Here is a 22,395-nt window from a genome sequence, read left to right as displayed (position 1 = left end):
TAAACAAATAAAGGATGGCATGTGAAATGGATATTAAACTCCATTTTGCATGCCATCTCTGTGTTAATAGCAGTTCACTTACATACTTTATTCAACTACCATCGGGCTTACTACCGGATCTGCCACTTCTTCCACTGTCGTTCCGACGAATAACCATATCATCAGAAGAACAATTGCTACAACTATCCCGATGATCAACCATACATTTTTCTTTTTCATACTTTTGCAAGTCTAATTCTTAATATATGACCATTAAACAACAGAAATCCGGATTTGGTTTAAAAATCATTATCTCTTCTTTTATTGTCTGTGTAGTTTTGGATATATGCAAAATATACTGTCATACTATCATATTCGCGAATAACCAACTGATTACAAAACACTTAATGCCATGATAGTTAAAACAAATAACTATCATGGCATCTATCATACTATCATACACAATTCGCACAAACAACTAACAATCAAGAGCATAGTTCTTCCACATAATAGCAATTCCCCCGTGTCGTCCGCTTATTAGGTACGCTATTTCGCTTCAAAAGCTTACCAAAATTGAGTATCATCTTCTTTGTGATAACAAAACCGGGCTGTTTCTCTGCAATTATATCCAATATCTCCGACGCCAGTAAAGGCTTTATCCCTTCCGTATCGTCCGGGATACTGAAATAACGTAAGAATAACTGTTCTTCTGCCGGTAATTGCTGGAAACGCCGGTTGTTCTCAACAATTGCCGCCTCCTCCTCATGTGTAAACCAGAAACGCTCCCCACGGCGCAACATCTCTTTCGCTTCGGCATAAAGCTGTTCATAATCGACCGGCTGGATATAGTCGATCAATCCTTCTACCTCCACACAGACAAAACGACGGCTTCCGGTCGGATCGGTCAACAAATCGAAATTATTACTGGTAGCAATAAAGGTGGCATAACGCCGCAAGCTACGCATCGTACTCTGGTAAGGCAGCCGCGCATTGACCGCAGCCTTTTGCAATACATGCTTCAGGAAACTCTGGTGTGACGGTTTTACCGAATCGAATTCGTCGATATTGATCAACGCATACCGGTGCAAAGCCAGTTCCGCCTCTTTCTTGTTGCCGAAATCGATGCTGTCGGTATAAAAAGGACGGAGCGGCGGAGGTAACAAATGCAGGCAATAGGTCGACTTGCCACACCCCTGGTCACCGACTAACAACGGCGTCGTACTGTTCCCATGATCCTTATCCAGTTGCATCCAATGGGCAACCATACTCAGGAACCAACGGTAAAAACAATCGCTCCACGACGGATTACTATTAGGAACCCTGTCGGCCATCGCACGGATATGCGGTTTCCCATCCCAAGCCGGGAGATTCGCCAGATACGACCCGATCGGATGGAATAGAGGGATCTGGTCGGAATTCACATACCGGTCTATATCTTTATCCCATACATTCAATCCTTCCTTCTGTGCTTCCAGACAAATACTGTTACGGACTTTCAGTGTATAAGGACGATACACAAACTGTATGACTGAACGGTCGAGATATTCCACTCCCCCGCTCATCTCATTCATACGGAAGAAATAACGCCTCGACATAAATTCATCCAGTTGCATTACCATCGAAAGACATTCCGGCAAAGGCAACTTATTTCCCATCGCCTTTTTCAACAAATAAACGGAACGGAATACCTGTCGTACCAACAACGCATGCGGCTCCAAAGCCTCATAACGCAAGGTCCATCCCACCGCTTCTTCCTCCGGGATACCCAGACGGCAACAATTTTGCGCCATCTCGGTAAACAAGGCATGCAGATCGTTGCTGTTACTCCCAGCAAACTTACGGACCGCCTCTACCAGCACGACACTAAACAACGTGGCTATCTGCGTATTACGTTCTACTCCGGGTAGCAGACGTTCGACCGGATCGGCCGGCATATCCTGAATCACACGCAGTTCGCTCTCACCCGGCATTTGCAACGGCTGTTCCAACCGGATAGGTACTGCCGCAGGGTTATAGTACAGTCCGGTATCATAACTGACACGCGTCCCCCGCATCAGCAAGGGTTCTTTCAAGGTGATCATACTGCTCAACTGCGGCTGAAAATGTCTGACCGCCAATTGATAGGCCGCCGCATGGAACATTCCGGCTTTTTCCTTGTTATGCGGCAGCTTACCGTCGGGCAATGTGAACGGTACGACAATCTTCACTGACTTACCGCTCAGTCCGATAAAAGCCAGCAAAGTCTGAGGCATGGCGGCAGCTTCCTCACGTATCGAAGCCGCCTCTTCAGGAGACGACAAACCGTTTATCTCCAACAAGACACATCCGTTATAATTTTTCATCCGTACCTTCCCATCTTTCCTCAGGAACGTTGCGCCCCAAACGATAACAGGTAATTTCCGTACCCCTTCATTGGCACGCCCCGGCAAGAAAAAATGCAGGCTATTACGCACATTAGCGACTTGTACACCCATATTCTCAGAGCGTAACATCTCCACCACAGGCTCCAGGCTACGTATCTGTAACATAAGCTGGTCTTTCTTATAACGATATTGGCTTACTTTCATTCGAACGGGTATCTTTCAAATTTAAAAAACTTCATTTCCTTACGTAGCCGCGTGCCCATCCTGAAACAAACTCGCTTCGCTTTTACCTGATGGGGAGTACAATCCTTCGCTTTCTCATAACCTTCACTCCCTGCCGAGAGATACAGATCGCCCATATCTTTCAGTTCGACTGAATAACCATCTTTCAAACGTTCAAGAATAATGTCACTCATCTCGCAGACGGCAGCAAGCACATCTCCCCGCGTCAATGAACAACGGTCGGCAATCTCTTCTGCCAACTGCTCGGTAGTGACCCGCCCCGTCGTAACGGGAACTCCATAAAACAGCTTCTTTTCTATCGGACCTGTCTTATCCGATTTCGTGCGAACAACATAGAAATGTGCCATAAACAGGTATTTTAGTTTAATAATAATACTGGAAAACTTCATCAGGACGGGCATTTCACCCCATTTTACACCCGGATCTGAACGATGCTGACACCCGGGTCTCAGGGGTATCGACACCCGGGTGTCAGCAACTTCTTATACTTACAAATATAAGAAAAATATTATATATAAGCAATGTTTTTCAATAGTTTATCTAATTTTATTCAGTCTATTTACAGCACTTTAAACTACGGTTTTATGTTCCGGGATATAATTATCATGTATGATAGTTCATGATAGTTGAATGATAGTTCTTTTCCACAACTATCACAATATAACAAACTAATAGTCTGCTATTTATATTAGAAAATGATAGTATGATAGTTATTTTTAAAATAATGTACGTAGTTAGAGAAAGAAAGACACGAACTTAGCAGGCACTTACAATTCATCGAAGTGCCTGAATGATTTCCTGAAAATGGGATGTGGTTAACCGGGGAGTTTATCCTAATACCTTATTTTTAGCGATCGTCGCCTGGAACTCTTTCAGATAGAACGGTTCGAAATAAGCGACATCTTCAAATTGACCTTCTGCGAAAGCTTTTTCCGACAGAGGGATCATATTGACTGCCAGCGGGTGGATATCATCCATAAATACGGCGTTCGGAGATGCGATCACCTCACGGCATTTGGCAGCGCCATTACCGAAAAAGCAAACCTTACCTTTTTCCAGATAAGAAGCATACGTATCGGCATCCACAATATCGGCCGAAGTAGTACGGACCTCTTTCAGGTCAGCATCATAAATAGCGGCATACACTTCCATGCGGCGGGCATCCAGCATGGCACAATAGAAAGCATCTTTTTCAGCATGCTGCTGTTTCAAAGCGGCAACTGTCAAAACTTCAAGGGTAGGAATACCGATCAGAGGGATACCGTATCCGAAGCATAATCCTTTGGCTACCGAAACACCGATACGCAATCCGGTATATGAACCTGGACCGCTACTCACGGCAACAGCCTCCAGCTTCAAACCTTTATCTTTCACTACCGCAATGGCTTCTTCCACGTAAACGCCCAACAATGCTGCATGTGAAGGACCTTCAAACGAACTTTTCTCAAAAAGCACCTCACCGTTGGCAGACAAAGCTACGGAACATACAGAGGTAGATGTTTCAATATTTAAAATGCAAGACATAATAGTTGACAGTTGACAGTTGACAAGTGACAGATATTTTTCAAAACTACTTTATCAGTTATCAACCGAATTAATTGGTCGCAAAAGTACAAAAACGTCGCTGTAACAACACGAAAAAAACGAACTTTTTCTCTATCCTGACGAAGAATTGTCAACTGTCAACCGTCAACTGTCAACTGAATACCCTATCTTTGCACAAATTTTTAGCACAATGATACAATCAATGACTGGATTCGGTAAGGTTACTGCCGAACTTCCTTCAAAAAAGGTAACCGTAGAAATAAAAGCGCTTAACAGCAAACAACTGGATTTATCGACCCGTATTCCGTCCATTTATAAGGATAAAGAGATGCAGATTCGTAGTCAATTGCTTCAGTCGCTTGAACGGGGTAAAGTCGATTTCAGCATTTATATTGAATACATTGGAAAAGATACTCCTACTCAGATCAACCTGACAGCTTTCGAAAGCTATTACAGTCAGATCAAGGATATTGCTGAAAAATTGAACATAGGATTGCCCGCAGACTGGTTTCAAACTTTGCTGAAAATGCCGGATGTGATCAAATCGGAAATCGTAGAGGTAGACGAAAGTGAATGGGAAGTAGTTTTCAATGCAGTAAAAGAGGCCATCAAGCATCTTTGCGACTTCCGTATCCAGGAAGGCGCCATGCTTCAGAAACTGTTTGAAGAAAAGATCGGCAACATAGCCCGCCTGCTCACCGAAGTAGAAGAATACGAAGGTGAACGCATCGAAAAGATCAAAACACGTATCATGGATAACCTCGAAAAGGTGGCCAATCAGGATTACGATAAGAATCGTTTCGAACAGGAAATGATCTATTACATCGAGAAACTGGATGTAAACGAAGAAAAGAACCGTCTCGACAATCACCTGAAATATTTCATCAGCACGATGAAGGACGGACACGGCCAGGGTAAGAAACTCGGTTTCATCGCCCAGGAAATGGGACGCGAAATCAATACGCTCGGCTCGAAAAGTAACCATGCGGAAATGCAAAAGATCGTCGTTCAGATGAAAGACGAACTGGAACAGATCAAAGAACAGGTATTAAACGTTTTATAATATGGCTGGTAAACTCATTATATTCTCTGCTCCGTCAGGCTCAGGTAAATCAACCATTATCAACTATCTGCTGAAGCAGAACCTGAACCTGCATTTTTCCATCTCGGCAACAAGCCGTGCGCCGCGTGGAACAGAAAAGAACGGTGTGGAATATTACTTCCTGACTCCCGACGAATTTCGTGCCCATATCGCAGCTGGTGATTTTCTGGAATATGAGGAAGTGTATACCGACAAGTACTACGGGACACTGAAAAGTGAAGTAGAACGTATCCTGAATGAAGGTAATAATGTGATATTCGACGTCGATGTGGTAGGCGGCTGTAACATCAAGAAGTTTTATGGCGACCGTGCTTTGTCGGTTTTCATTCAGCCCCCCAGCATAAATCATCTGCGTAAACGTCTGGAAGGCCGCGGAACAGATGCACCGGAAGTGATCGACAACCGTATTGCAAAAGCGGAGTTTGAATTGGGGTTCATTCCTCATTTCGATGTTTGTATTATGAACGACGATCTCGAAACAGCACAAACGGAAACGTTCGAAGTAATTAAAAATTTCCTTGCTAAATAAATGAACAATAACGGACAATTACCACGTAAGTGGGGATATATCTTTGGCATAACCGCTCTTGCAGCATTGGGAACCTGCATCGCCGGACTTATTTATAAAGAATATATCATAGCCTTCGCCACCGGACTTGTATTCGGTGTGCAAGTCTTTAATTTTATCAAGTGGAAAAGACAGCGATAAAGGAAATAAAAAAACTGAATACCGGAATCTTCTCCGGTTCGTTCAACCCGGTTCACATCGGCCATCTGGCTTTGGCTAACTGGCTGTGTGAATTTGCCGGCTTGGATGAAGTCTGGTTCGTCATCACTCCCCACAATCCGCTGAAAGACCGTAGCAACCTGATGGACGACCGGCTTCGATATGAATTGGTTGAGGCTTCCATTGCCGGATATCCTAAATTCAAGGCTAGTGATTTCGAGTTTTCTCTCCCCCAGCCTACTTACACCATCGACACGCTACGTGCACTTGAAAAAACATATCCCGACCGTCAGTTCCATTTCATCATGGGTGCCGATAACTGGGCTTTCATAAAACGGTGGAAAGAGTCTGACCAGCTGATCTCTAACTATCCAATCCTTGTCTATCCGCGTAAAGGATACGAGATACAGATCCCGTCCGATATTCCCTCCATCCGCAAAGTGGATGCTCCTTTAATGGAGATCTCCTCTACGTTCATCCGCGAATCATTGAAAGCCGGGAAGGATGTGCGTTTCTTTCTGCCGGAAGCGATACGAAACCATAAGTGCTTTTCTAATATATAATTAAGCAAACTACCACCCACATTTAGCCGATAAGTGAGAAAAGTTTTGTACTTTTGCGCCGTATTATACAAAATAATAGCGTAATGAATCTATTAGAACTGAGTGAACAGGAAATCATAAGACGCAATAGCATGGAGCAATTGCGCCAAATGGGGATAGAACCTTATCCCGCTGCCGAGTACGTAACAAACGCATATTCCAATGAAATAAAGGCATCCTTTAAAGACGATGCAGAACCTCGTCCCGTAAGTATTGCCGGACGTATCATGAGCCGCCGTATCATGGGAAAGGCTTCTTTCATGGAGTTGCAGGATTCTGAAGGCAGAATACAGGTTTATATCTCCCGCGATGATATTTGTCCGGACGAAAACAAAGATTTATATAACGTCGTTTTCAAAAAGTTGCTCGACATCGGAGATATTGTCGGAATCAAAGGCTTTGTATTCCGTACACAGATGGGTGAAATCTCCGTACATGCACAAGAGATAACAGTCTTGTCCAAATCACTCAGACCTCTGCCGGTCGTTAAGTACAAAGACGGTGTGGCTTATGACGGATTCAACGATCCTGAACTACGTTACCGTCAGCGTTATGTCGACCTGATCGTAAACGATGGCGTAAAAGATATTTTCCTGAAACGAGCAAAAGTGATCAAAACGATGCGCGCCGTACTCGACGAAGCCGGATATACGGAAGTAGAAACTCCGATCCTGCAATCTATCGCCGGTGGAGCAAGTGCACGTCCGTTTATCACGCATCATAACTCATTAGATATCGACCTCTATCTGCGTATCGCTACCGAACTGTATCTGAAAAGACTGATCGTCGGCGGTTTCGAAGGTGTTTATGAAATAGGCAAGAACTTCCGTAACGAAGGTATGGACCGGACACATAATCCGGAGTTTACCTGCGTGGAACTGTATGTCCAGTATAAGGATTATAACTGGATGATGAGCTTCACGGAACAATTGCTGGAAAAAATCTGTATGGCAGTCAACGGTACATGCGAAACTGTAGTCGACGGCAAGACCATCAGCTTTAAAGCACCTTTCCGCCGTTTGCCTATTCTGGAAGCAATCCAGGAAAAGACAGGCTATGACCTGAACGGCAAAAGCGAAGATGAAATCCGTTCAATTTGTAAAGAGTTGAAGATGGAGATCGACGATACGATGGGTAAAGGTAAGCTGATCGATGAAATCTTCGGAGAATTCTGCGAAGGCACATTCATCCAGCCGACTTTCATTATCGACTATCCGGTCGAAATGAGTCCGCTTACCAAAATGCACCGCAGCAAACCGGGATTGACCGAACGTTTCGAATTGATGGTGAACGGTAAAGAATTGGCGAATGCTTATAGCGAGCTGAACGACCCGATCGACCAGGAAGAACGCTTCAAAGACCAATTGCAATTAAGTGAAAAAGGCGATGATGAAGCGATGTTCATCGACCAGGACTTTTTACGTGCATTGCAATTCGGTATGCCGCCTACATCCGGTATCGGTATCGGTATCGACCGCTTGGTTATGTTAATGACAGGCCAGACAACGATCCAGGAAGTTTTATTCTTCCCACAGATGCGTCCGGAAAAAACAGTTAAGAAAGACGCTGCTGATAAATATGTAGCATTAGGAATCGATGAAGCTTGGGTTCCGGCATTACAAAAAGCCGGATACGTAACTGTTGACACTCTGAAAGAGTTAAATCCTAACAAGTTACGTCAGGAGCTTTGTGAAATGAACAAGAAGTATAAGCTGGAACTGCAAAATCCTGCGGCTGAAGAAGTTGAAGCCTGGATTGCTAATGCGGCCAAATAAAAGGGAATGCCATGAAATTACCCGGTAAAATTGCAATAATGGGAGGTGGTAGCTGGGCTACCGCCTTAGCCAAGATTGTTCTTTCTACACAGGATAGTATTAACTGGTATATGCGTCGGCAGGACCAGGTTGACGACTTTATAAAAACCGGACATAACCCCAGTTATTTGTCGGCTGTAAAGTTCGATACAGATAAAATAAACTTTTATACAGATATAAACGAGGTTGTCAAAGATTCCGATACACTGATCTTTGCAACCCCTTCTCCTTTCCTGAAACAGCATCTGATGAAAGTCACCACTCCGTTGAATGACAAATTCATCATCTCTGCCATCAAGGGAATCGTCCCGGACGAGAATATGTTGATTGCAGATTATTTCACGGAATATTACAATGTTCCGACGGAAAATATTGCTGTAATAGGCGGTCCGTGTCATGCAGAAGAAATCGCACTCGAACGGCTTTCCTACATCACATTGGCCTGCTCCAATATAGAGAATGCCCGGGCTGTCGCACACGTATTTCAGAATCCGTACTTAAACAACTATTGCTGCAAAGATGTTAGAGGAATAGAATATGCTTCTGTTCTAAAGAACGTATATGCAATCGTTGCCGGTATTTGTCACGGGATGAAATATGGCGATAATTTCCTGGCTGTATTTATTTGCAATGCGATCGAAGAAATGCGCAATTTCCTGAATTCCGTGCACAGCCTGGAACGCGACGTGACCGATTCTGTTTATCTGGGAGACCTGTTGGTAACAGCTTATTCCCGTTTCAGCCGTAACCGTACATTCGGCACCATGATCGGAAAGGGATATTCAGTGAAGATCGCCCAACTGGAAATGGAAATGATCGCCGAAGGATATTACGGAACCAAGTGTATTCATGAAATAAATGAAAAATATAAGGTAAACATGCCGATCCTGGATGCCTTATACGATATTTTATATGAAAGAAAATCGCCGACTACCGTCATACGGCAGTTGACAGAAACATTTAAATAGGTATGAAAAACATCAGTATTAACATCGACAAAGCACTGGGCACTGTTACAAAAGAACAGATCTATGCACAGGAAGCTAAGGCAAACGAATGTATTGCCACTTTACATAATGGGAACGGAGCCGGTAACGACTTTTTAGGCTGGTTAAACCTCCCCTCTTCTATCACGGATGCAGAATTGACAGACATCGAGAACACAGCCAATGTGCTTCGTTCAAAATGTGAAGTTGTTGTTGCTATCGGTATCGGCGGAAGTTACCTCGGAACAAAGGCGGTTGTTGAAGCATTGAACAATAGCTTCGATTGGTTGCAATCTGATCGTAAGAACCCGGTTATCCTGTATGCCGGACAAAATATTGGTGAAGATTACCTGTATGAACTGTGTGAGATCCTGAAGGGAAAACAGTTCGGTCTGATCAACATCTCCAAATCTGGTACGACAACAGAACCTGCTCTTGCATTCCGCATGTTGAAAAAACAACTGGAAGATGCTGTCGGTAAAGAAGAAGCTAAACATCGTATCGTTGCTATTACTGATGCTAAAAGAGGTGCTCTGCGTACTTTAGCAGATCAGGAAGGTTATAAGACATTCATTATCCCTGATAATGTGGGCGGACGTTTCTCTGTACTGACTCCGGTCGGTTTGTTGCCTATCGCCGTCGCTGGTATCAGTATCCGTGACTTAGTTGCCGGTGCTGTATCTATGGAAAAAGCGACTGGAATGAACGTTCCTTTCAATGAAAATATTTCTGCAATCTACGCTGCTACACGTAACGAATTATATAAGAGTGGCAAGAAGATCGAAATCCTGGCAAACTTCCATCCGAAATTGCATTACATCGCTGAATGGTGGAAACAGTTATACGGCGAAAGCGAAGGTAAAGACGGTAAAGGTATTTTCCCTGCTTCTGTCGACCTGACAACCGACCTGCACTCTATGGGGCAATGGATACAGGATGGCGAACGTACGATCTTCGAAACTGTTATCTCTGTTGAAACTCCTTCTCATAAGGTAGAAGTTCCGACTGACGAAGCAAATCTGGACGGATTGAACTTCCTTGCCGGAAAACGAGTGGACGAAGTAAATAAAATGGCAGAACTGGGTACTCAACTGGCACATGTCGACGGTGGTGTTCCTAACATCAAGATCACTATGCCGGAAGTAAATGCGTATTATATCGGCCAGTTGTTCTATTTCTTCGAAAAAGGTTGTGGCATCAGCGGTTATATACTGGGAGTCAACCCATTCGACCAGCCGGGCGTTGAAGCTTACAAAAAGAACATGTTCGCGTTGCTGAACAAGCCGGGATATGAAAAAGATAGCGAAGAGATCCGCAAAAAACTGTAATAGATAGTTATAAGTTAAATAAAAGGTGAAAGTCGGAGTTACGATACTTCCTACTTTCACCTTATTATCTTAACATTTAAAAACTCAGCCTATTAGCGGACAGTTCACTAAATATCTTTTTTATTTTATACCACTCAGTGCTTCTTTTGTAAATTGGGAATCTTTGACCGGATAATTGGACACAAATTGAAGTATTTCAGTCTTTACAAGAAATCCATTATCTAATTCTGTTTGCGTCATGGATGGTAGCATATAATCTCCAAATTGGCGATAAGCAATGACTTTCTCCATCGCAAGACTCTTCTCTACTTTCGTGCTTAGTATCCCTATCTTCCTAAATTCACCTACACTACTTTTGGCTACTATTAATCCTGTATTCTTGTCAATACAGCTTTTGACATTATTACTAAACACCAACTCAAAACAGGACTTTCCATCTACTACCAAATCACCGTATAATGTACAAGTATAACCTTTACAAGTGAAATCCTTTATTATATCTATTCCTCCTATTATTTCTTTGATTCTATAATTATCAAGCGGTTTAGCTTTTTTCTTCCCTTCTTTAAGCCAACCAATACCATTACTTACAACAGAAGAAGATGATACTTCCAAGTTTTTCAATGCTACAACTAACGTAACATCTGCTTTTGTGTAAACACTTGAAGACATAATATCCACTATACGAGTAATATGAGTGACTGATACCGTCTTACCTTTTTTGTTTATTGTTGTTGCCTTCGTTTCTATCAGGTAACTTCGAGGTGGATTCGCAGCCATCTTATCCAAACCTGTCGACTTTAAGTGCCATTGTATAACCTGTTCGGCTGTAGTGAAATTCTCCGGATTATCGAATACAAGTTCGGCCTCATTTGCCAACTCTGCTTCTTGCTCTTTTTCTATCGCCTCTTTCATTTCCTGAGTCAACTCCGGCATTTGAGCAGTCATTCCTAGTTTTAATTTTTTGATCGCATCCTCTGGGTAAATAGTTGCAACAGAATAGTCATTATTAACCTCTATTATTTCCAAGTCGGCAATAATACTTCCTTCTTTTTTTATTTTCTTTTTGGTGACCGGATGGATTATATATCCGGCGTCTGAATATACAGAAAGAACATCGCCTACTACAACTTTAGGAGAAGTAACATCCAAATAGACTTTATTATCTTCAATGCTGATAATATACCCTTGAATAACTTGTTGAGCTTTTGCCATTACAATAAAAATGGCTAAGAGCATCAGAATAATTGTTTTTCTCATCCTTTTTATAACATTAAAATATTAATCGAATCCCTAACCCATTTCCACTTGTTGTAAAATCCAGATGCCAGTCAGCAGTTTTCTCCTGAGATCTATTATAGTCTTTCACTATATTCTTTATTGATCGATTGGATGAAATACAACATAAAGTTAAACCTGTTATCCCTACTAAAACGCATCCTCCAATAACACAACCGACCGTTGTCCCTTCAGTATCTGACAATCCAGCCACAGCACCCGCTACAGCTCCACCTGCAATACCTACAGTTAAAATTCCAAATCCCCAGGCTTTTGTTTTTTTAGCACTTTTATATCTAAAAAATAGATCCTGACGATCTGTAAAAAGCATCTGTATGCCATCTTTGTCCAAAGCCTCTGTTCCCAGATACAGCTTAGAACCACGAGATGCCAGATTTTGACCATAATTACCAAAACCACCAGCACTACCAACGACCTTTTTATCTATATCTCCACTAAAAAACTGATCCAGATTACGCCCAATTATCAAAAAGGCTTTCTGGATAGCCTTCCCTGTTATTGTTTGTTTGAATCCATCTGCCCCTCCATTGATTTCGGCTCCTCCTAATGCACCATATTCTAGAGCCAATTGAGCTTTACCTTGTGCTTTTCCAGTCCCACTTGTCATAAAAAGGACTTCTCCTGTTTGTAAATCCACTACACGTGTACTTATGTTTACAGCAGCTTTCAAGTTACCCATTTGCATATTTGAGGCATATTGGGCACCAACATTCTTACCAGTTGCCATCCCTATAGCTCCCATAACAGAAGCCAAAGGTATTCCCGTACGAATATTCACAACATCAGGCTTTTGCATCGTAACCTGGATTATATAACGTGCTCCTACAATCTTCCCCCTTTGAATTGCAGTCGAAGGATCAATTGCATTACCCGCAAGATCCACTTCGTCCAATTGCGCATTCAAAACACTACGATCCAATAATCGAACTTTATTATTCATTAATAATTGCTCCATTAAGACATCAGCAACATAACCTCCAAAATGACCAGAATTGACAACATCATTTATTTCTGCCGGTGCAATAACAACAGCTATCCTATCATCATTTTCCATACTCGTATTACTATTCGCAGGATTTTTTTTGTAGGCCGACATATCTGAGTTTGAAGAAACAGATAATGTAACAGGGGAACTATTATCGATTTTCTTTGTTGCCTTTTCTATTAGCTGTACTACCTGACCTGCTTTTATTTTATTAAGAGAAGACGGATCATGTGCTAGAGCTATTGAATAATCAGCATATATACTACTGATCACCATTTTACAAATTAGTTCATCTGCTTTTTTGACTCTTTGCTTAGTAACAGGATGAGTCATATAACCTCCGGCTACATAAACGCCTAATTCATCACCTACACTTATTACCGGAGAAGTCAGGTCTACATAAATCTTTTCTCCTTCAATATTAATAATATATCCTTTGTTTTTTTGGGCACAGATGAAAGTGCAATTAAACAATAAGACTAACAATAAATAAAAATATACTCTTTTCATATCTTTCTGAATTATAATAAATTTGACTACTAAAGGAAGAACTACTATCTCATAAAATAATATCAAAAGTCAGATTTGGTCGGGATACTCAGAGAATTTATATCAGGGCCATTCTATACAGTCATCATATACCAATTTATTCTATTTCCAAACAGAATAAAGAATAGAGTTCTGTTAAAGCTTGAGTTTCTATACCCTTGTAAGCACTCCCCAATTCTGATGGGATAAACTTACCGTTACTCTTAGCAAAAAACATACAAAGACATTTAACTTTCCTGTTTGCTAAATAAATTACATTTAATGTGAAATCATCTTCTCTTTCGATCAATTTGTTAGGTATGAGTTTTCCTGTGATATTGCACATTTTCAGTTCTTCTGATGCCATATTACTAAATTTTGAATGAGTTCGATTAGAACTCATTCTTTTTTTGCAGCCTTTAGTAATCTTGATATACAAAAAAATCAATTTAGGTCTCCCCCTTGGAATAAAAATCATCGTTTGACAGTTATTTTTAAGTCAAACAGGGTATTTATTTAGATTTATTCATTAGTTTTACGGCAACATTAACAGAGTTCTAATCGAACTCTGTTCAAAATTAAAAGCCGTTAATATACGCCTTTCGCGATATATCAACGGCTATTTTATAGTACGACTTAACTAGCCTACCAAATCCGATACTATTAAACGGAAATAAATTAAATTTATCAAATACTATATTTTTTACATTCTATACCGTATTCCAGCCATTGCAGTCCCCATATGACCGAAACCGACTTCGACAAATCCGGCTATCTGCCGTCCCAGTTCAATACCGATCGGGGAAACCTGATACATAAAGAATGCTTTCACCTTTGTTTCTTCATCCGGACGATTCTCTTCGTTGATAAAAGAGGCTTTGGCCGTAGCAATAGCGACACCTGCATTCAAACGTGAATATAACGTGACAAAGTTGTAGTTATACCAATTATACTTAAAAGAAGGACAGATGGAGTGGAAAGAACTTACGAAGTCTCCGACAATCTTTTCATTCGCAATAATACGCTTGTCGCTATTTGTATAAGAATATACCAATCCAATCCCCCAATCCTCATCCGGATAAAAGATATAGCTGATATTCAGTGCTCCGAACTTGCCTTTATCATCATACAAATTGACCGATTCAGTCGATGGGTCGAAATAATTCTCATAATGATGTAACAAGTCGACTACCGGCAGACCACCGTAACTCAAAGAAACTTCATGCTGCAGATCCGTCCAGTCCTGAGCTTTGCTCTGAAAACAGAAAGCAAACAGCATCATCGATAACAATAGTAAACTCTTCTTCATACTCATCAGTTTTTAATCGTTATTACCGCACCCTGTTTTTACGGGTTGTTCACATCAAAGATAGGAAATAAGAATAAGAAATTTCGTAACTTTGCAAAGATATATATAAGAATATGAACAGAATGATACAAGAAGCTATCAACCGTTATCTGCTAAGAACTAAGCAGAATTGCCTCTCTCCCAAAGCTGTACTTTTCGATATGGATGGTGTCTTATACGACTCTATGCGTTTTCATGCCCGCGCCTGGCATGAAACAGCCATGAACCATCACCTGCAGGCTGTAGAAGAAGACTTTTACATGTATGAAGGACGTACCGGAGACAGCACTATCAACGAACTATACCAACGTACTTTCCAGCGCAATGCGACCGAGAAAGAAAAGAAAGAAATATACGAAGAGAAAGCAACATTTTTCAACCGGTACAATGACGGGAAAGCGATGACCGGGGCAGCAGATGTCCTAGCTGCAGTTAAAAACTCGGGCTTACAGACGTTAGTCGTTACCGGTTCCGGACAACATAGTCTTATCAATAAGCTGGAACATACTTATCCGGGATATTTCACACGCGAGAAGATGGTAACGGCCTTTGATGTAAAATACGGAAAGCCTCATCCCGAACCTTACCTGATGGGGTTGCAGAAAGCCGGAGTAAGGGCTAATGAGGCATTTGTCGTAGAGAATGCCCCGATGGGGGTAGAAGCCGGTGTCGCTGCCGGTATTTTTACGATTGCAGTCAATACAGGACCGCTGCCGGATAAAGTATTGCTGGATGCGGGGGCAAACCTGTTGTATCCGGATATGACAAGTCTGGCAAAGGATTGGAATAATATTATGGAATGTATTAAGAAATCGGGCAATTAGCACAGACAATTATTTTCAAAACAAAAAAGCGATGTTCACCGGATAATCACCGATAAACATCGCTTTCATAACGAATGAATATTCGTAAATTATTTATTTCACAAAATCCGCATTGTTCAGGAAGTCGAAACTTTCCTGGCAACTAGCTACCGGATCGTTATTGGTATATTGTTCAACTTCAACATACCAGTCTTTTACGTTATTAGCATACATCTGGTCGAAAATCGGTTTGAAATCGATCTTGCCGCTGGCACCAATTTCCTTGTCATCCTTGATATGGATAGTCTTGAACTGGCTGGGGCGAGCTTTCAGATAAGCAACAGGGTCGGCACCGCCTTCTTTCACCCAATAAACGTCCATCTGGAAGAATACATGATTCGGACTTACGTTATCCAACAGGAAGTCGTAGATCAACTGATCGCCAATTTTACGGAATTCGAAGTTATGGTTGTGATACCCGAAAGCAATACTGGCAGCTGCAGTCTTATAACCAACCGTATTGAAATAATCGCAATACATCTTCAGGTCATCCAATGTCGTTTCATCATTTACCGGCATCCAAGGCTGAACCATATATTTTACGCCAAGTTCGTTATGAGCATCGATCGCCTGATCCCACCAGCTCATTACTTCTGCTTCCTTTTCTTTGGTAAAAGCTTGTCCCAGATGGGCACTTGTACACTTCATACCAAGATCATTACACATTTTCTTGAATTCGGCCGGGGCCATACCATAAATCTTACCATTGTCATAACCGGCTGTTTCCAGATTTGTATATCCTATTTTGGAAGCTGTTTCCAAAACCTTCTGAATACCTTCGTCTTTTACAAGGTCTCTTAAAGAATACAACTGTAAACCGATATGTTTCTTCGATTTTTCGGCACAAGAAGATAATAACTGAGGTGCAACTAAACCTCCTGCAAGCAACAATGAAGCTTGCTTCAAAAAGTTACGTCTGTTCTGCATAGTACTAAAAATTAAGTTTGATTGAGAATTTGTACAAAAGTAAGACTATATTTGATGGATTCTAACATTATTTCGTTAAAATCCATCAAAAAGACCACTTTTGATTATCTATGCATCATTCGTTGCATCTTCATGTATCGATATTGTTTTATTATCAGTTTCCGGCTGCGCATGATCTGATACCTGTAAATCATACAGGAAGTAATAAAATAGACTCCGGCCTGCACCCAAAGCGTACGGTATTCGTGAGCTACTTCATTCAATGTAGCTCCTGCCGTATTGATACGGATAAACCCTTGTATCCCAGGCGTGGAAGGGAACAAATAGCCTATTGCTTTCCAGAACGGAGGAATCGCTTCCTTGGGCCAGGACACACCGGAAATAAACAACAGGATCACCGAGGTAAATACAAATACCAGCATCGGCGATTCGCGGCTTGTCATGAAACCGGATAATGTCATAGACAAAAAGATAGAAGCAAACAAATAAGGCAAAACAAACAACATGACAGTCCACGGTTCCCCTACCTGCGGCAATGAGAATAATTTCGGGACCACAGCCAATGCCCAGATACAAACGACCACATATAATAATATATAGGTAAGCGATTTTCCGAATACGATACGTAATGTCCCGTTAAAATGACGGCTGATAGGGACCAGGCTGTGAAAACGATTTTTCTCCCGCGCCGTTCCTCCCAACATACCAATTCCCAGAATCAGTGTCTGCTGGATAACCAGAATCAGGATAGCCGGTACAAGGAAACTGGCAAACCCGTTCTGCGAATTAAATAAAGCGACCGATTCATACGGAATAGGGTTGATCGTAATCTTCTCCTGTTCTATCGTCGACGACGGGTTGTTCTGTGCCCGTAACTCCTTTCCTATCTCAAGTGAGACTTCGGTGGTAGCCAACAGGAACGCTTTATAAAACAGCAAAGCACTCATATCGCAATAAAGCGAAACGGTCGCCTGCTTTCCTTTATGTGTATTTTTACTGAACTCACTGGGAAAATACAATATCCCGTATGCCTTCTTCTCATCCAGCATCCGCTTTGCTTCTTCCATATCCGCACATACGGCAACCACCTTCACATCGGCCGTCGCATCCACCTTACGGATATATTCGCGGCTCAGATACGAGTCCGACTGGTCCACCACTACCATCTTGGCATCATGCACCACTTCGTTATTGTAAATAAAGGCATACAGTAACGGATAGACGAACGGAACCAGGAAGAAAAAGATCATTACTCCCGAGTCTTTGAAGACGTTCTTCAGCTCGTCTTTCCAGATAAAAAAGGTATCCTGAATGCCTTCTTTGATTATATATCGTAAACGATGTTCTCTTTTCATTACTTTCAGTTTTACGGAATATACTTAAAGTACAGCAATGCATTTTTGAGATGTTTTCCGATCAGGAACGGCAAGATCAGAAAACCGATCAACCAGGCATACTCAGTCCATGAATAAAACAGGTCTCTCCCATTCAATGCCTGATCCACATAGATCAGAAAATAATGACGAAGGGGAAATAAGGTACTCAAAGCCTGCAATGTCGGGTCCATACCCAGAACCGGAAAGGAAAAGCCGACAATTGAAAAAGCGATCATACCGAACAAACTGGCAAAACTCAGTCCCAGACGTAAAGTCGGCAATGCCCCGATCATAAATACACCTACAGCCTGCGAGGCAATGACCAGCAGGAACAAAGCAACGATCATCGGCATCCATCCGCTATTCAACGGGAACGCATTAAAACCATATAGAGCGGAACAGCACAATAAAGCTATTACCGTGAAAATAACCGTTTGCGGCAAAAGTTTCCCCAACAGACTTAATGTAAACGAGTTGCCTCCGGTCTGTAACCATTGACGGGCTGTCGAGTATTTCAGTTCCGTTCCGATACTGAAAACCGTCACCAGAAAGATCATCAGCTGGAGCACACCCGGCAAAATCGTATTATTCAGGTAAACGGAATAGTTCAGCCAGGGATTACCGAGCGCATGTGTATCTACAACCACAGGTTGAAGTTGCCCCATGATCTGGTCGGTCGTATATCCTTTCGCCAGTCCGGTCTGCAAACCGACCGAAGCACCTGCCAGAACGGACATTGTCTTCATATCCCTGAAAAGCAGGGAAGCAGCGATCAGATAAGTTCCGTTCGTATAAAAAGACAACGTCGGTTGTTTTCCTGTAGTCGCTTCCACGGCAAATTCTTTCGGTATATAGAAAATTCCATATACATTTCCTTTTTGCATTTCCCGGCGTGCATCATCGAATGTCGCAGTCTTATAAACAACCTCTGTCTGCTCAAAAGCATCCAGCTGCCGGATCAGGTTACGGGAAGTGGCAGAACCATCCATGTCGACCACTGCGATCGGCAAATTGGTTGGCAGCCCCTCCTGCATCAGTGACAGGAAGAAGACGACACAGAGAACCGGAGCGATCAGCATACAGAAGAAATAGATCGGCTTCGATGTCAGCCGGTGTATCTCCCGCTTCGCTACATTCCAGATACTATGTAAACTCTGCTTCAGGGTCATAATATTTCGTTTCCTTTTTTCTTCATTACAACAGACATGCCGGGACGCAGATCAGCGATTTTCTCCTGCGGACGTGCACGCACCTCGAAAGTCTTAGAGTCGAACTGTCCGGTTGTCTTTGTCGCTTTCCAGGCAGCATACGATCCCATATCTTTCATATAATATACTTTCAGTTTTACAGGCTTATTGTCGAGTGCCGGTATAAAAGCATTCAGTTCCGATCCGATCTTGATATCTTTCAACAGGTCTTCACGCACACTGAATGACACCCACATATCGTTCAGGTCTGTTATATTCATGATCGGCGCACCGGTTCCGACCAACTCTCCCACTTGTGGGAAACGTTCGGATACTTCACCGTCGATCGGTGAAACCAAAGCCGACTCTTTCAGATAAGACTCCACTTCGGCTACAGCACCGCCAGCCTGCTGAACCAGGGCGGCAGCCGCTGCTTTGTCTTCCGAACGGGCACCGTCCATTGCCATATCATACTGTGACTTTGCCGCTTTCTCCGTGGCTACCATCGCCTTATAATTCGCTTCCGCCTCATCTCTTTTCTGGGCAGACATAACGCCTTTTTCATACAGATTCTGAACACGGGTATACGATTTCTTTGCTATTTCAAGACCGGCCTGTGCTTTCTGCCACATTTCATAAGCTCCGGCTATTTCCTGTGCACGAGCTCCTTTGATTGCTTTGGCATTCTGCGCTTCAGCCGCTTTCTGAGCAGCTTCCGCCTGTTGCAATTTTGCCAGCACCTCCGGCGTATTCAGATAAACCAGTGTGTCACCGGCTTTTACTTTATCTCCTTCGTCAAAACGATATGATTCGATCCGTCCGGGAACTTTCCCGGAAATACGGACCTGATTGGCTTCAGCCTGCCCCATAATAATATCATCAGGAGGAGTAAGCAAAAAGAAACCGGTCAATGCGACTAATCCGATCACGACCAATACCGTGATAAATGCCAACATCATGTTGCTGATCGAAAACTTTTTATTCTCGTTCATCTTTGTATATTTTTATTGTTATTACTTCTGTTTATCTACCGAGAGATTACCCATTGCTTTCGACAGGTAAACTTCCGTTAATTTCACCTCTATCTGAGCATCGATCAGACTGGAGCGTGCCGAAACCCAGGCGGTCTGCGCTTCCATCAGATTCAGTGCCGGAATAACACCTTCTTCAAAGCCCAGATTGGCATGACGAAGGTTCTCTTCCGCATTTTCCATGTTACGGGAAGAAGCCGTCAGTTTCTTATTGGCTTCATTCACCTTATAGACGGATTGGTTCACTTGCAATTCAACCTTCTCACGCGCTTCCATTAGTTGTAACATCTGGATACGTGTTTCGGCACGAGCGGCATTCCGTTTGTAACTACCTTCCCACCAACCGGACAGGGGTACTTTTACCATTACACCGACATTGAACATTCCGGCAAATTCATTTTTAAAGCCGTTGAATGCATTCGGGTTCGTTACCAGATAGTTTGCCGACAGAGCGACATTGGGCAACATATCCGCTAAAACGATGCGTTCTTTTTTCTGATAGATCTTTGTTGCCAGTTCCAGGCTTTTCAGTTCATCGCGATTGGCAAAAGCTTCATTCACATTCGCAACGGCATCATTGGAATGTACAGGGAAGTTCTCTATATTTTCATCCGCCAGTGCCAATGGCTCGTCGAGAGGCAATCCGCAAATTTGGGCCAGCAACATACGTGACAAGGCGAGTCCGTTATCCACTTTTGTCTGTGCCATTTCCGCCTCATTCAGCTTCACCTTCACAGAAAGGCCATCCGCCTGTGTGGCAACACCTTCTGTAATCATGGCAGTCACATCGCTATCCATTTTACGAAGCAGTCCGACATAGGCATCCGCCAACTTCTTCTTATTGACCAAAGAGATCACTTGCCAGTACGTTTCATCGGTTTTATAAATGACTTCCTGCAATTGGAGATCGTTCATCGACTCTGCCAACTCACGCGCATATTTGGTAATTTGATTATAGGATACGATCTTCCCTCCCATGAAAACGGGTTGAACCAGCGAAACACCTCCTACCCAGATATTCTGTACATCCAGATGCTGCATCTCATCTACTCCTCCCATCAATTGTCCGAAAACAGGAAGTTGGGCAATCGGCCCCAAGGCAGAACCGAGTTTGGCACTTAAAGCATCCATGTCCAGCAGATTGATATCTTTCTGATTCCACATATAACCTCCCATCGCGGAAAGTTGCGGGAAATATTTGGTAAAAGCTGCCTTCTTTTCTTCATTCGCCGCCTTTACCTTTTCGCCGGACATTTGCAATTCCTTATTATTCTGAATAGCTAAGTTTCGACATTCTTCCAATGTCAATGTCTGTTGGGAATTAGCATAACCAGACCAGACCAACAATCCTACTAATACGATAATCCGTTTCATCTTTTTATTGTTTTTTCATCCGGAGATTTTATTTTAACCACTAAAACAATTTATCACCCTTATTCATAATAAAAAACAACTGGTTATCTCCTATTGTTTATATTCGATAAACCTATAATCTTCGTACACAAACAAAAGTACGACTTTCCGATGCAAAAGTACTGGTTTACTTTAAATATAAAATTGAATTAATTCAATTAAAGATGCGCTTTTTCAGCTTGCAGTACCATGCATTACTGATCCCCATATACTGAGCAATATACTTGTCGGGGACACGTTGCATGATCCACATGTAGTGATTATAAAGATATTTGATGAATTCTTCAGCCGTACAGGACTGACGGATGGCGAACATGGAGTAAAGTTTTGATATAATAGTCAGCATCGCATTCTGGTAGTACGATGCAAATAACGGATAACGCAGGGATAAGTCTTCGATATGGGTACGTGACAACCGTAACAGTTCACCGGATTCCAGCGCTTTGATCTCGAACTCGGAAGGCGCCTGAGTAAAATACCCGATAGCAGACAGGAAAGGATACAGATAGTCAGATGAAAAGCCGGTTACGCATTCATCCCCCTTTTCACTTACATATAAATTAATGAATAGTCCTTTATTGATAAAATAGGCATCCTGGCATATTTCGCCGGTGCGGAGCAGATAGTCTCCTTTATCGACAGCAATCACTTTTGTGATATTACTGAGTTCGCCTACAAAAACCTCATCACGGGCCAGAGATTCCGGAAGATCCGCTAAAAGTTTTGCTAAATGGCAATCTGTCTCCATC

22 protein-coding genes are annotated in these 22,395 nt (G+C 42.4%); 8 read left to right on the top strand and 14 right to left on the bottom strand.

Going from position 1 to position 22,395, the window contains the following annotated elements:
- Nucleotides 1-87: 87 nt before the first annotated feature.
- From DWX23_RS25270 to tsaB, 4 genes are all read right to left on the bottom strand, one after another.
- A complete protein-coding gene (locus DWX23_RS25270) occupies nucleotides 88-219 on the bottom strand; it encodes a hypothetical protein (RefSeq protein WP_255419599.1) in 132 nt (43 codons plus the stop codon).
- 245 nt (nucleotides 220-464) lie between these two features.
- Nucleotides 465-2,546 (bottom strand): BT4734/BF3469 family protein, encoded by a 2,082-nt coding sequence (locus DWX23_RS16600; protein ID WP_122375305.1) that lies wholly within the window; start codon nucleotides 2,544-2,546, stop codon nucleotides 465-467.
- Nucleotides 2,543-2,932, bottom strand: a complete 390-nt coding sequence (locus DWX23_RS16595) for an HU family DNA-binding protein (protein WP_122375363.1) — start codon at nucleotides 2,930-2,932, stop codon at nucleotides 2,543-2,545. Before DWX23_RS16595 ends, DWX23_RS16600 begins: the two co-directional genes overlap by 4 nt.
- A 481-nt stretch (nucleotides 2,933-3,413) precedes the next feature.
- Nucleotides 3,414-4,109 (bottom strand): tRNA (adenosine(37)-N6)-threonylcarbamoyltransferase complex dimerization subunit type 1 TsaB, encoded by a 696-nt coding sequence (gene tsaB, locus DWX23_RS16590; protein ID WP_122375304.1) that lies wholly within the window; start codon nucleotides 4,107-4,109, stop codon nucleotides 3,414-3,416.
- Between the two features lie 211 nt (nucleotides 4,110-4,320).
- Here tsaB and DWX23_RS16585 point away from each other — a divergent pair, with 211 nt between their 5' ends.
- From DWX23_RS16585 to DWX23_RS16555, 7 genes are all read left to right on the top strand, one after another.
- Nucleotides 4,321-5,193, top strand: coding sequence for a YicC/YloC family endoribonuclease (locus DWX23_RS16585; protein WP_122352100.1), 873 nt, complete (start codon nucleotides 4,321-4,323; stop codon nucleotides 5,191-5,193).
- Nucleotide 5,194: 1 nt separating this feature from the next.
- Nucleotides 5,195-5,761: a guanylate kinase gene (gmk, locus tag DWX23_RS16580; protein ID WP_122375303.1), complete on the top strand. Its 567-nt coding sequence runs from the start codon at nucleotides 5,195-5,197 to the stop codon at nucleotides 5,759-5,761.
- Nucleotides 5,762-5,941, top strand: coding sequence for a hypothetical protein (locus DWX23_RS16575; protein ID WP_122375302.1), 180 nt, complete (start codon nucleotides 5,762-5,764; stop codon nucleotides 5,939-5,941). It abuts the gene before it with no gap.
- The gene (nadD, locus tag DWX23_RS16570) at nucleotides 5,923-6,522 is read left to right on the top strand and encodes a nicotinate (nicotinamide) nucleotide adenylyltransferase (protein WP_122352097.1); all 600 of its coding nucleotides are present in this window, start codon (nucleotides 5,923-5,925) and stop codon (nucleotides 6,520-6,522) included. Before DWX23_RS16575 ends, nadD begins: the two co-directional genes overlap by 19 nt.
- Nucleotides 6,523-6,605: 83 nt before the next feature.
- Nucleotides 6,606-8,336: a lysine--tRNA ligase gene (gene lysS / locus DWX23_RS16565; RefSeq protein WP_122375301.1), complete on the top strand. Its 1,731-nt coding sequence runs from the start codon at nucleotides 6,606-6,608 to the stop codon at nucleotides 8,334-8,336.
- Nucleotides 8,337-8,347: 11 nt separating this feature from the next.
- Nucleotides 8,348-9,343, top strand: a complete 996-nt coding sequence (locus tag DWX23_RS16560) for an NAD(P)H-dependent glycerol-3-phosphate dehydrogenase (protein WP_122352095.1) — start codon at nucleotides 8,348-8,350, stop codon at nucleotides 9,341-9,343.
- A gap of 2 nt (nucleotides 9,344-9,345) precedes the next feature.
- Nucleotides 9,346-10,689 (top strand): glucose-6-phosphate isomerase, encoded by a 1,344-nt coding sequence (locus DWX23_RS16555; protein WP_122375300.1) that lies wholly within the window; start codon nucleotides 9,346-9,348, stop codon nucleotides 10,687-10,689.
- A gap of 120 nt (nucleotides 10,690-10,809) precedes the next feature.
- On the opposite strand, the gene DWX23_RS16550 is transcribed toward DWX23_RS16555, so the two are convergent.
- The 4 genes from DWX23_RS16550 to DWX23_RS16535 all read right to left on the bottom strand — a co-directional run bounded on the left by DWX23_RS16550 (nucleotide 10,810) and on the right by DWX23_RS16535 (nucleotide 14,810).
- Complete coding sequence (locus DWX23_RS16550; RefSeq protein WP_147382549.1) at nucleotides 10,810-11,949, bottom strand: hypothetical protein; 1,140 nt, start codon at nucleotides 11,947-11,949, stop codon at nucleotides 10,810-10,812.
- Between the two features lie 13 nt (nucleotides 11,950-11,962).
- Complete coding sequence (locus tag DWX23_RS16545) at nucleotides 11,963-13,483, bottom strand: CsgG/HfaB family protein (RefSeq protein ID WP_147382548.1); 1,521 nt, start codon at nucleotides 13,481-13,483, stop codon at nucleotides 11,963-11,965.
- A gap of 136 nt (nucleotides 13,484-13,619) precedes the next feature.
- Nucleotides 13,620-13,868, bottom strand: coding sequence for a hypothetical protein (locus tag DWX23_RS16540; protein ID WP_147382547.1), 249 nt, complete (start codon nucleotides 13,866-13,868; stop codon nucleotides 13,620-13,622).
- A gap of 336 nt (nucleotides 13,869-14,204) precedes the next feature.
- Entirely contained in the window at nucleotides 14,205-14,810 is a 606-nt protein-coding gene (locus DWX23_RS16535) for a hypothetical protein (protein ID WP_147382546.1), read from the bottom strand.
- A 122-nt stretch (nucleotides 14,811-14,932) separates the two neighbouring features.
- Between DWX23_RS16535 and DWX23_RS16530 the strand changes: the two genes are divergently transcribed.
- Nucleotides 14,933-15,673 carry an HAD-IA family hydrolase gene (locus DWX23_RS16530; RefSeq protein WP_122375296.1) on the top strand — a complete coding sequence of 247 codons (741 nt, stop codon included), beginning with the start codon at nucleotides 14,933-14,935 and terminating at the stop codon, nucleotides 15,671-15,673.
- 93 nt (nucleotides 15,674-15,766) lie between these two features.
- Here the strand turns inward: DWX23_RS16530 and DWX23_RS16525 are convergent, their stop codons facing one another.
- From DWX23_RS16525 to DWX23_RS16500, 6 genes are all read right to left on the bottom strand, one after another.
- The gene (locus DWX23_RS16525; protein ID WP_122352082.1) at nucleotides 15,767-16,639 is read right to left on the bottom strand and encodes a sugar phosphate isomerase/epimerase; all 873 of its coding nucleotides are present in this window, start codon (nucleotides 16,637-16,639) and stop codon (nucleotides 15,767-15,769) included.
- A 104-nt stretch (nucleotides 16,640-16,743) separates the two neighbouring features.
- Nucleotides 16,744-17,994 carry an ABC transporter permease gene (locus tag DWX23_RS16520; protein ID WP_122375295.1) on the bottom strand — a complete coding sequence of 417 codons (1,251 nt, stop codon included), beginning with the start codon at nucleotides 17,992-17,994 and terminating at the stop codon, nucleotides 16,744-16,746.
- Nucleotides 17,995-18,005: 11 nt separating this feature from the next.
- Nucleotides 18,006-19,184, bottom strand: coding sequence for an ABC transporter permease (locus DWX23_RS16515; RefSeq protein WP_122375294.1), 1,179 nt, complete (start codon nucleotides 19,182-19,184; stop codon nucleotides 18,006-18,008).
- Nucleotides 19,181-20,194 carry an HlyD family secretion protein gene (locus DWX23_RS16510; protein WP_122375293.1) on the bottom strand — a complete coding sequence of 338 codons (1,014 nt, stop codon included), beginning with the start codon at nucleotides 20,192-20,194 and terminating at the stop codon, nucleotides 19,181-19,183. Before DWX23_RS16510 ends, DWX23_RS16515 begins: the two co-directional genes overlap by 4 nt.
- Nucleotides 20,195-20,215: 21 nt before the next feature.
- Nucleotides 20,216-21,607 (bottom strand): TolC family protein, encoded by a 1,392-nt coding sequence (locus DWX23_RS16505; protein WP_122375292.1) that lies wholly within the window; start codon nucleotides 21,605-21,607, stop codon nucleotides 20,216-20,218.
- Nucleotides 21,608-21,800: 193 nt separating this feature from the next.
- Entirely contained in the window at nucleotides 21,801-22,394 is a 594-nt protein-coding gene (locus tag DWX23_RS16500; protein ID WP_122352077.1) for a Crp/Fnr family transcriptional regulator, read from the bottom strand.
- Nucleotide 22,395: the final 1 nt, after the last annotated feature.

The organism is Parabacteroides sp. AF18-52 (assembly GCF_003479145.1).
Lineage (GTDB): Bacteria > Bacteroidota > Bacteroidia > Bacteroidales > Tannerellaceae > Parabacteroides > Parabacteroides faecis.
Note: the sequence above shows the minus strand (reverse complement) of the source record. Positions and strands in the feature narration are given on the sequence as shown.

Excerpts from the sequence above, each read along its gene's own strand:
- DWX23_RS16550 (WP_147382549.1), bottom strand. The coding sequence starts at position 11,949 with ATGAGAAAAACAATTATTCTGATGCTCTTAGCCATTTTTATTGTAATG.
- DWX23_RS16530 (WP_122375296.1), top strand. The coding sequence starts at position 14,933 with ATGATACAAGAAGCTATCAACCGTTATCTGCTAAGAACTAAGCAGAAT.
- DWX23_RS16545 (WP_147382548.1), bottom strand. The coding sequence starts at position 13,483 with ATGAAAAGAGTATATTTTTATTTATTGTTAGTCTTATTGTTTAATTGC.
- DWX23_RS16600 (WP_122375305.1), bottom strand. The coding sequence starts at position 2,546 with ATGAAAGTAAGCCAATATCGTTATAAGAAAGACCAGCTTATGTTACAG.
- DWX23_RS16575 (WP_122375302.1), top strand. The coding sequence starts at position 5,762 with ATGAACAATAACGGACAATTACCACGTAAGTGGGGATATATCTTTGGC.
- tsaB (WP_122375304.1), bottom strand. The coding sequence starts at position 4,109 with ATGTCTTGCATTTTAAATATTGAAACATCTACCTCTGTATGTTCCGTA.
- DWX23_RS16535 (WP_147382546.1), bottom strand. The coding sequence starts at position 14,810 with ATGAAGAAGAGTTTACTATTGTTATCGATGATGCTGTTTGCTTTCTGT.
- DWX23_RS16525 (WP_122352082.1), bottom strand. The coding sequence starts at position 16,639 with ATGCAGAACAGACGTAACTTTTTGAAGCAAGCTTCATTGTTGCTTGCA.
- DWX23_RS16540 (WP_147382547.1), bottom strand. The coding sequence starts at position 13,868 with ATGGCATCAGAAGAACTGAAAATGTGCAATATCACAGGAAAACTCATA.
- DWX23_RS16505 (WP_122375292.1), bottom strand. The coding sequence starts at position 21,607 with ATGAAACGGATTATCGTATTAGTAGGATTGTTGGTCTGGTCTGGTTAT.
- DWX23_RS16560 (WP_122352095.1), top strand. The coding sequence starts at position 8,348 with ATGAAATTACCCGGTAAAATTGCAATAATGGGAGGTGGTAGCTGGGCT.
- lysS (WP_122375301.1), top strand. The coding sequence starts at position 6,606 with ATGAATCTATTAGAACTGAGTGAACAGGAAATCATAAGACGCAATAGC.
- DWX23_RS16595 (WP_122375363.1), bottom strand. The coding sequence starts at position 2,932 with ATGGCACATTTCTATGTTGTTCGCACGAAATCGGATAAGACAGGTCCG.
- DWX23_RS16520 (WP_122375295.1), bottom strand. The coding sequence starts at position 17,994 with ATGAAAAGAGAACATCGTTTACGATATATAATCAAAGAAGGCATTCAG.
- DWX23_RS16500 (WP_122352077.1), bottom strand. The coding sequence starts at position 22,394 with ATGGAGACAGATTGCCATTTAGCAAAACTTTTAGCGGATCTTCCGGAA.
- DWX23_RS16515 (WP_122375294.1), bottom strand. The coding sequence starts at position 19,184 with ATGACCCTGAAGCAGAGTTTACATAGTATCTGGAATGTAGCGAAGCGG.
- DWX23_RS16555 (WP_122375300.1), top strand. The coding sequence starts at position 9,346 with ATGAAAAACATCAGTATTAACATCGACAAAGCACTGGGCACTGTTACA.
- DWX23_RS25270 (WP_255419599.1), bottom strand. The coding sequence starts at position 219 with ATGAAAAAGAAAAATGTATGGTTGATCATCGGGATAGTTGTAGCAATT.
- gmk (WP_122375303.1), top strand. The coding sequence starts at position 5,195 with ATGGCTGGTAAACTCATTATATTCTCTGCTCCGTCAGGCTCAGGTAAA.
- DWX23_RS16510 (WP_122375293.1), bottom strand. The coding sequence starts at position 20,194 with ATGAACGAGAATAAAAAGTTTTCGATCAGCAACATGATGTTGGCATTT.
- DWX23_RS16585 (WP_122352100.1), top strand. The coding sequence starts at position 4,321 with ATGATACAATCAATGACTGGATTCGGTAAGGTTACTGCCGAACTTCCT.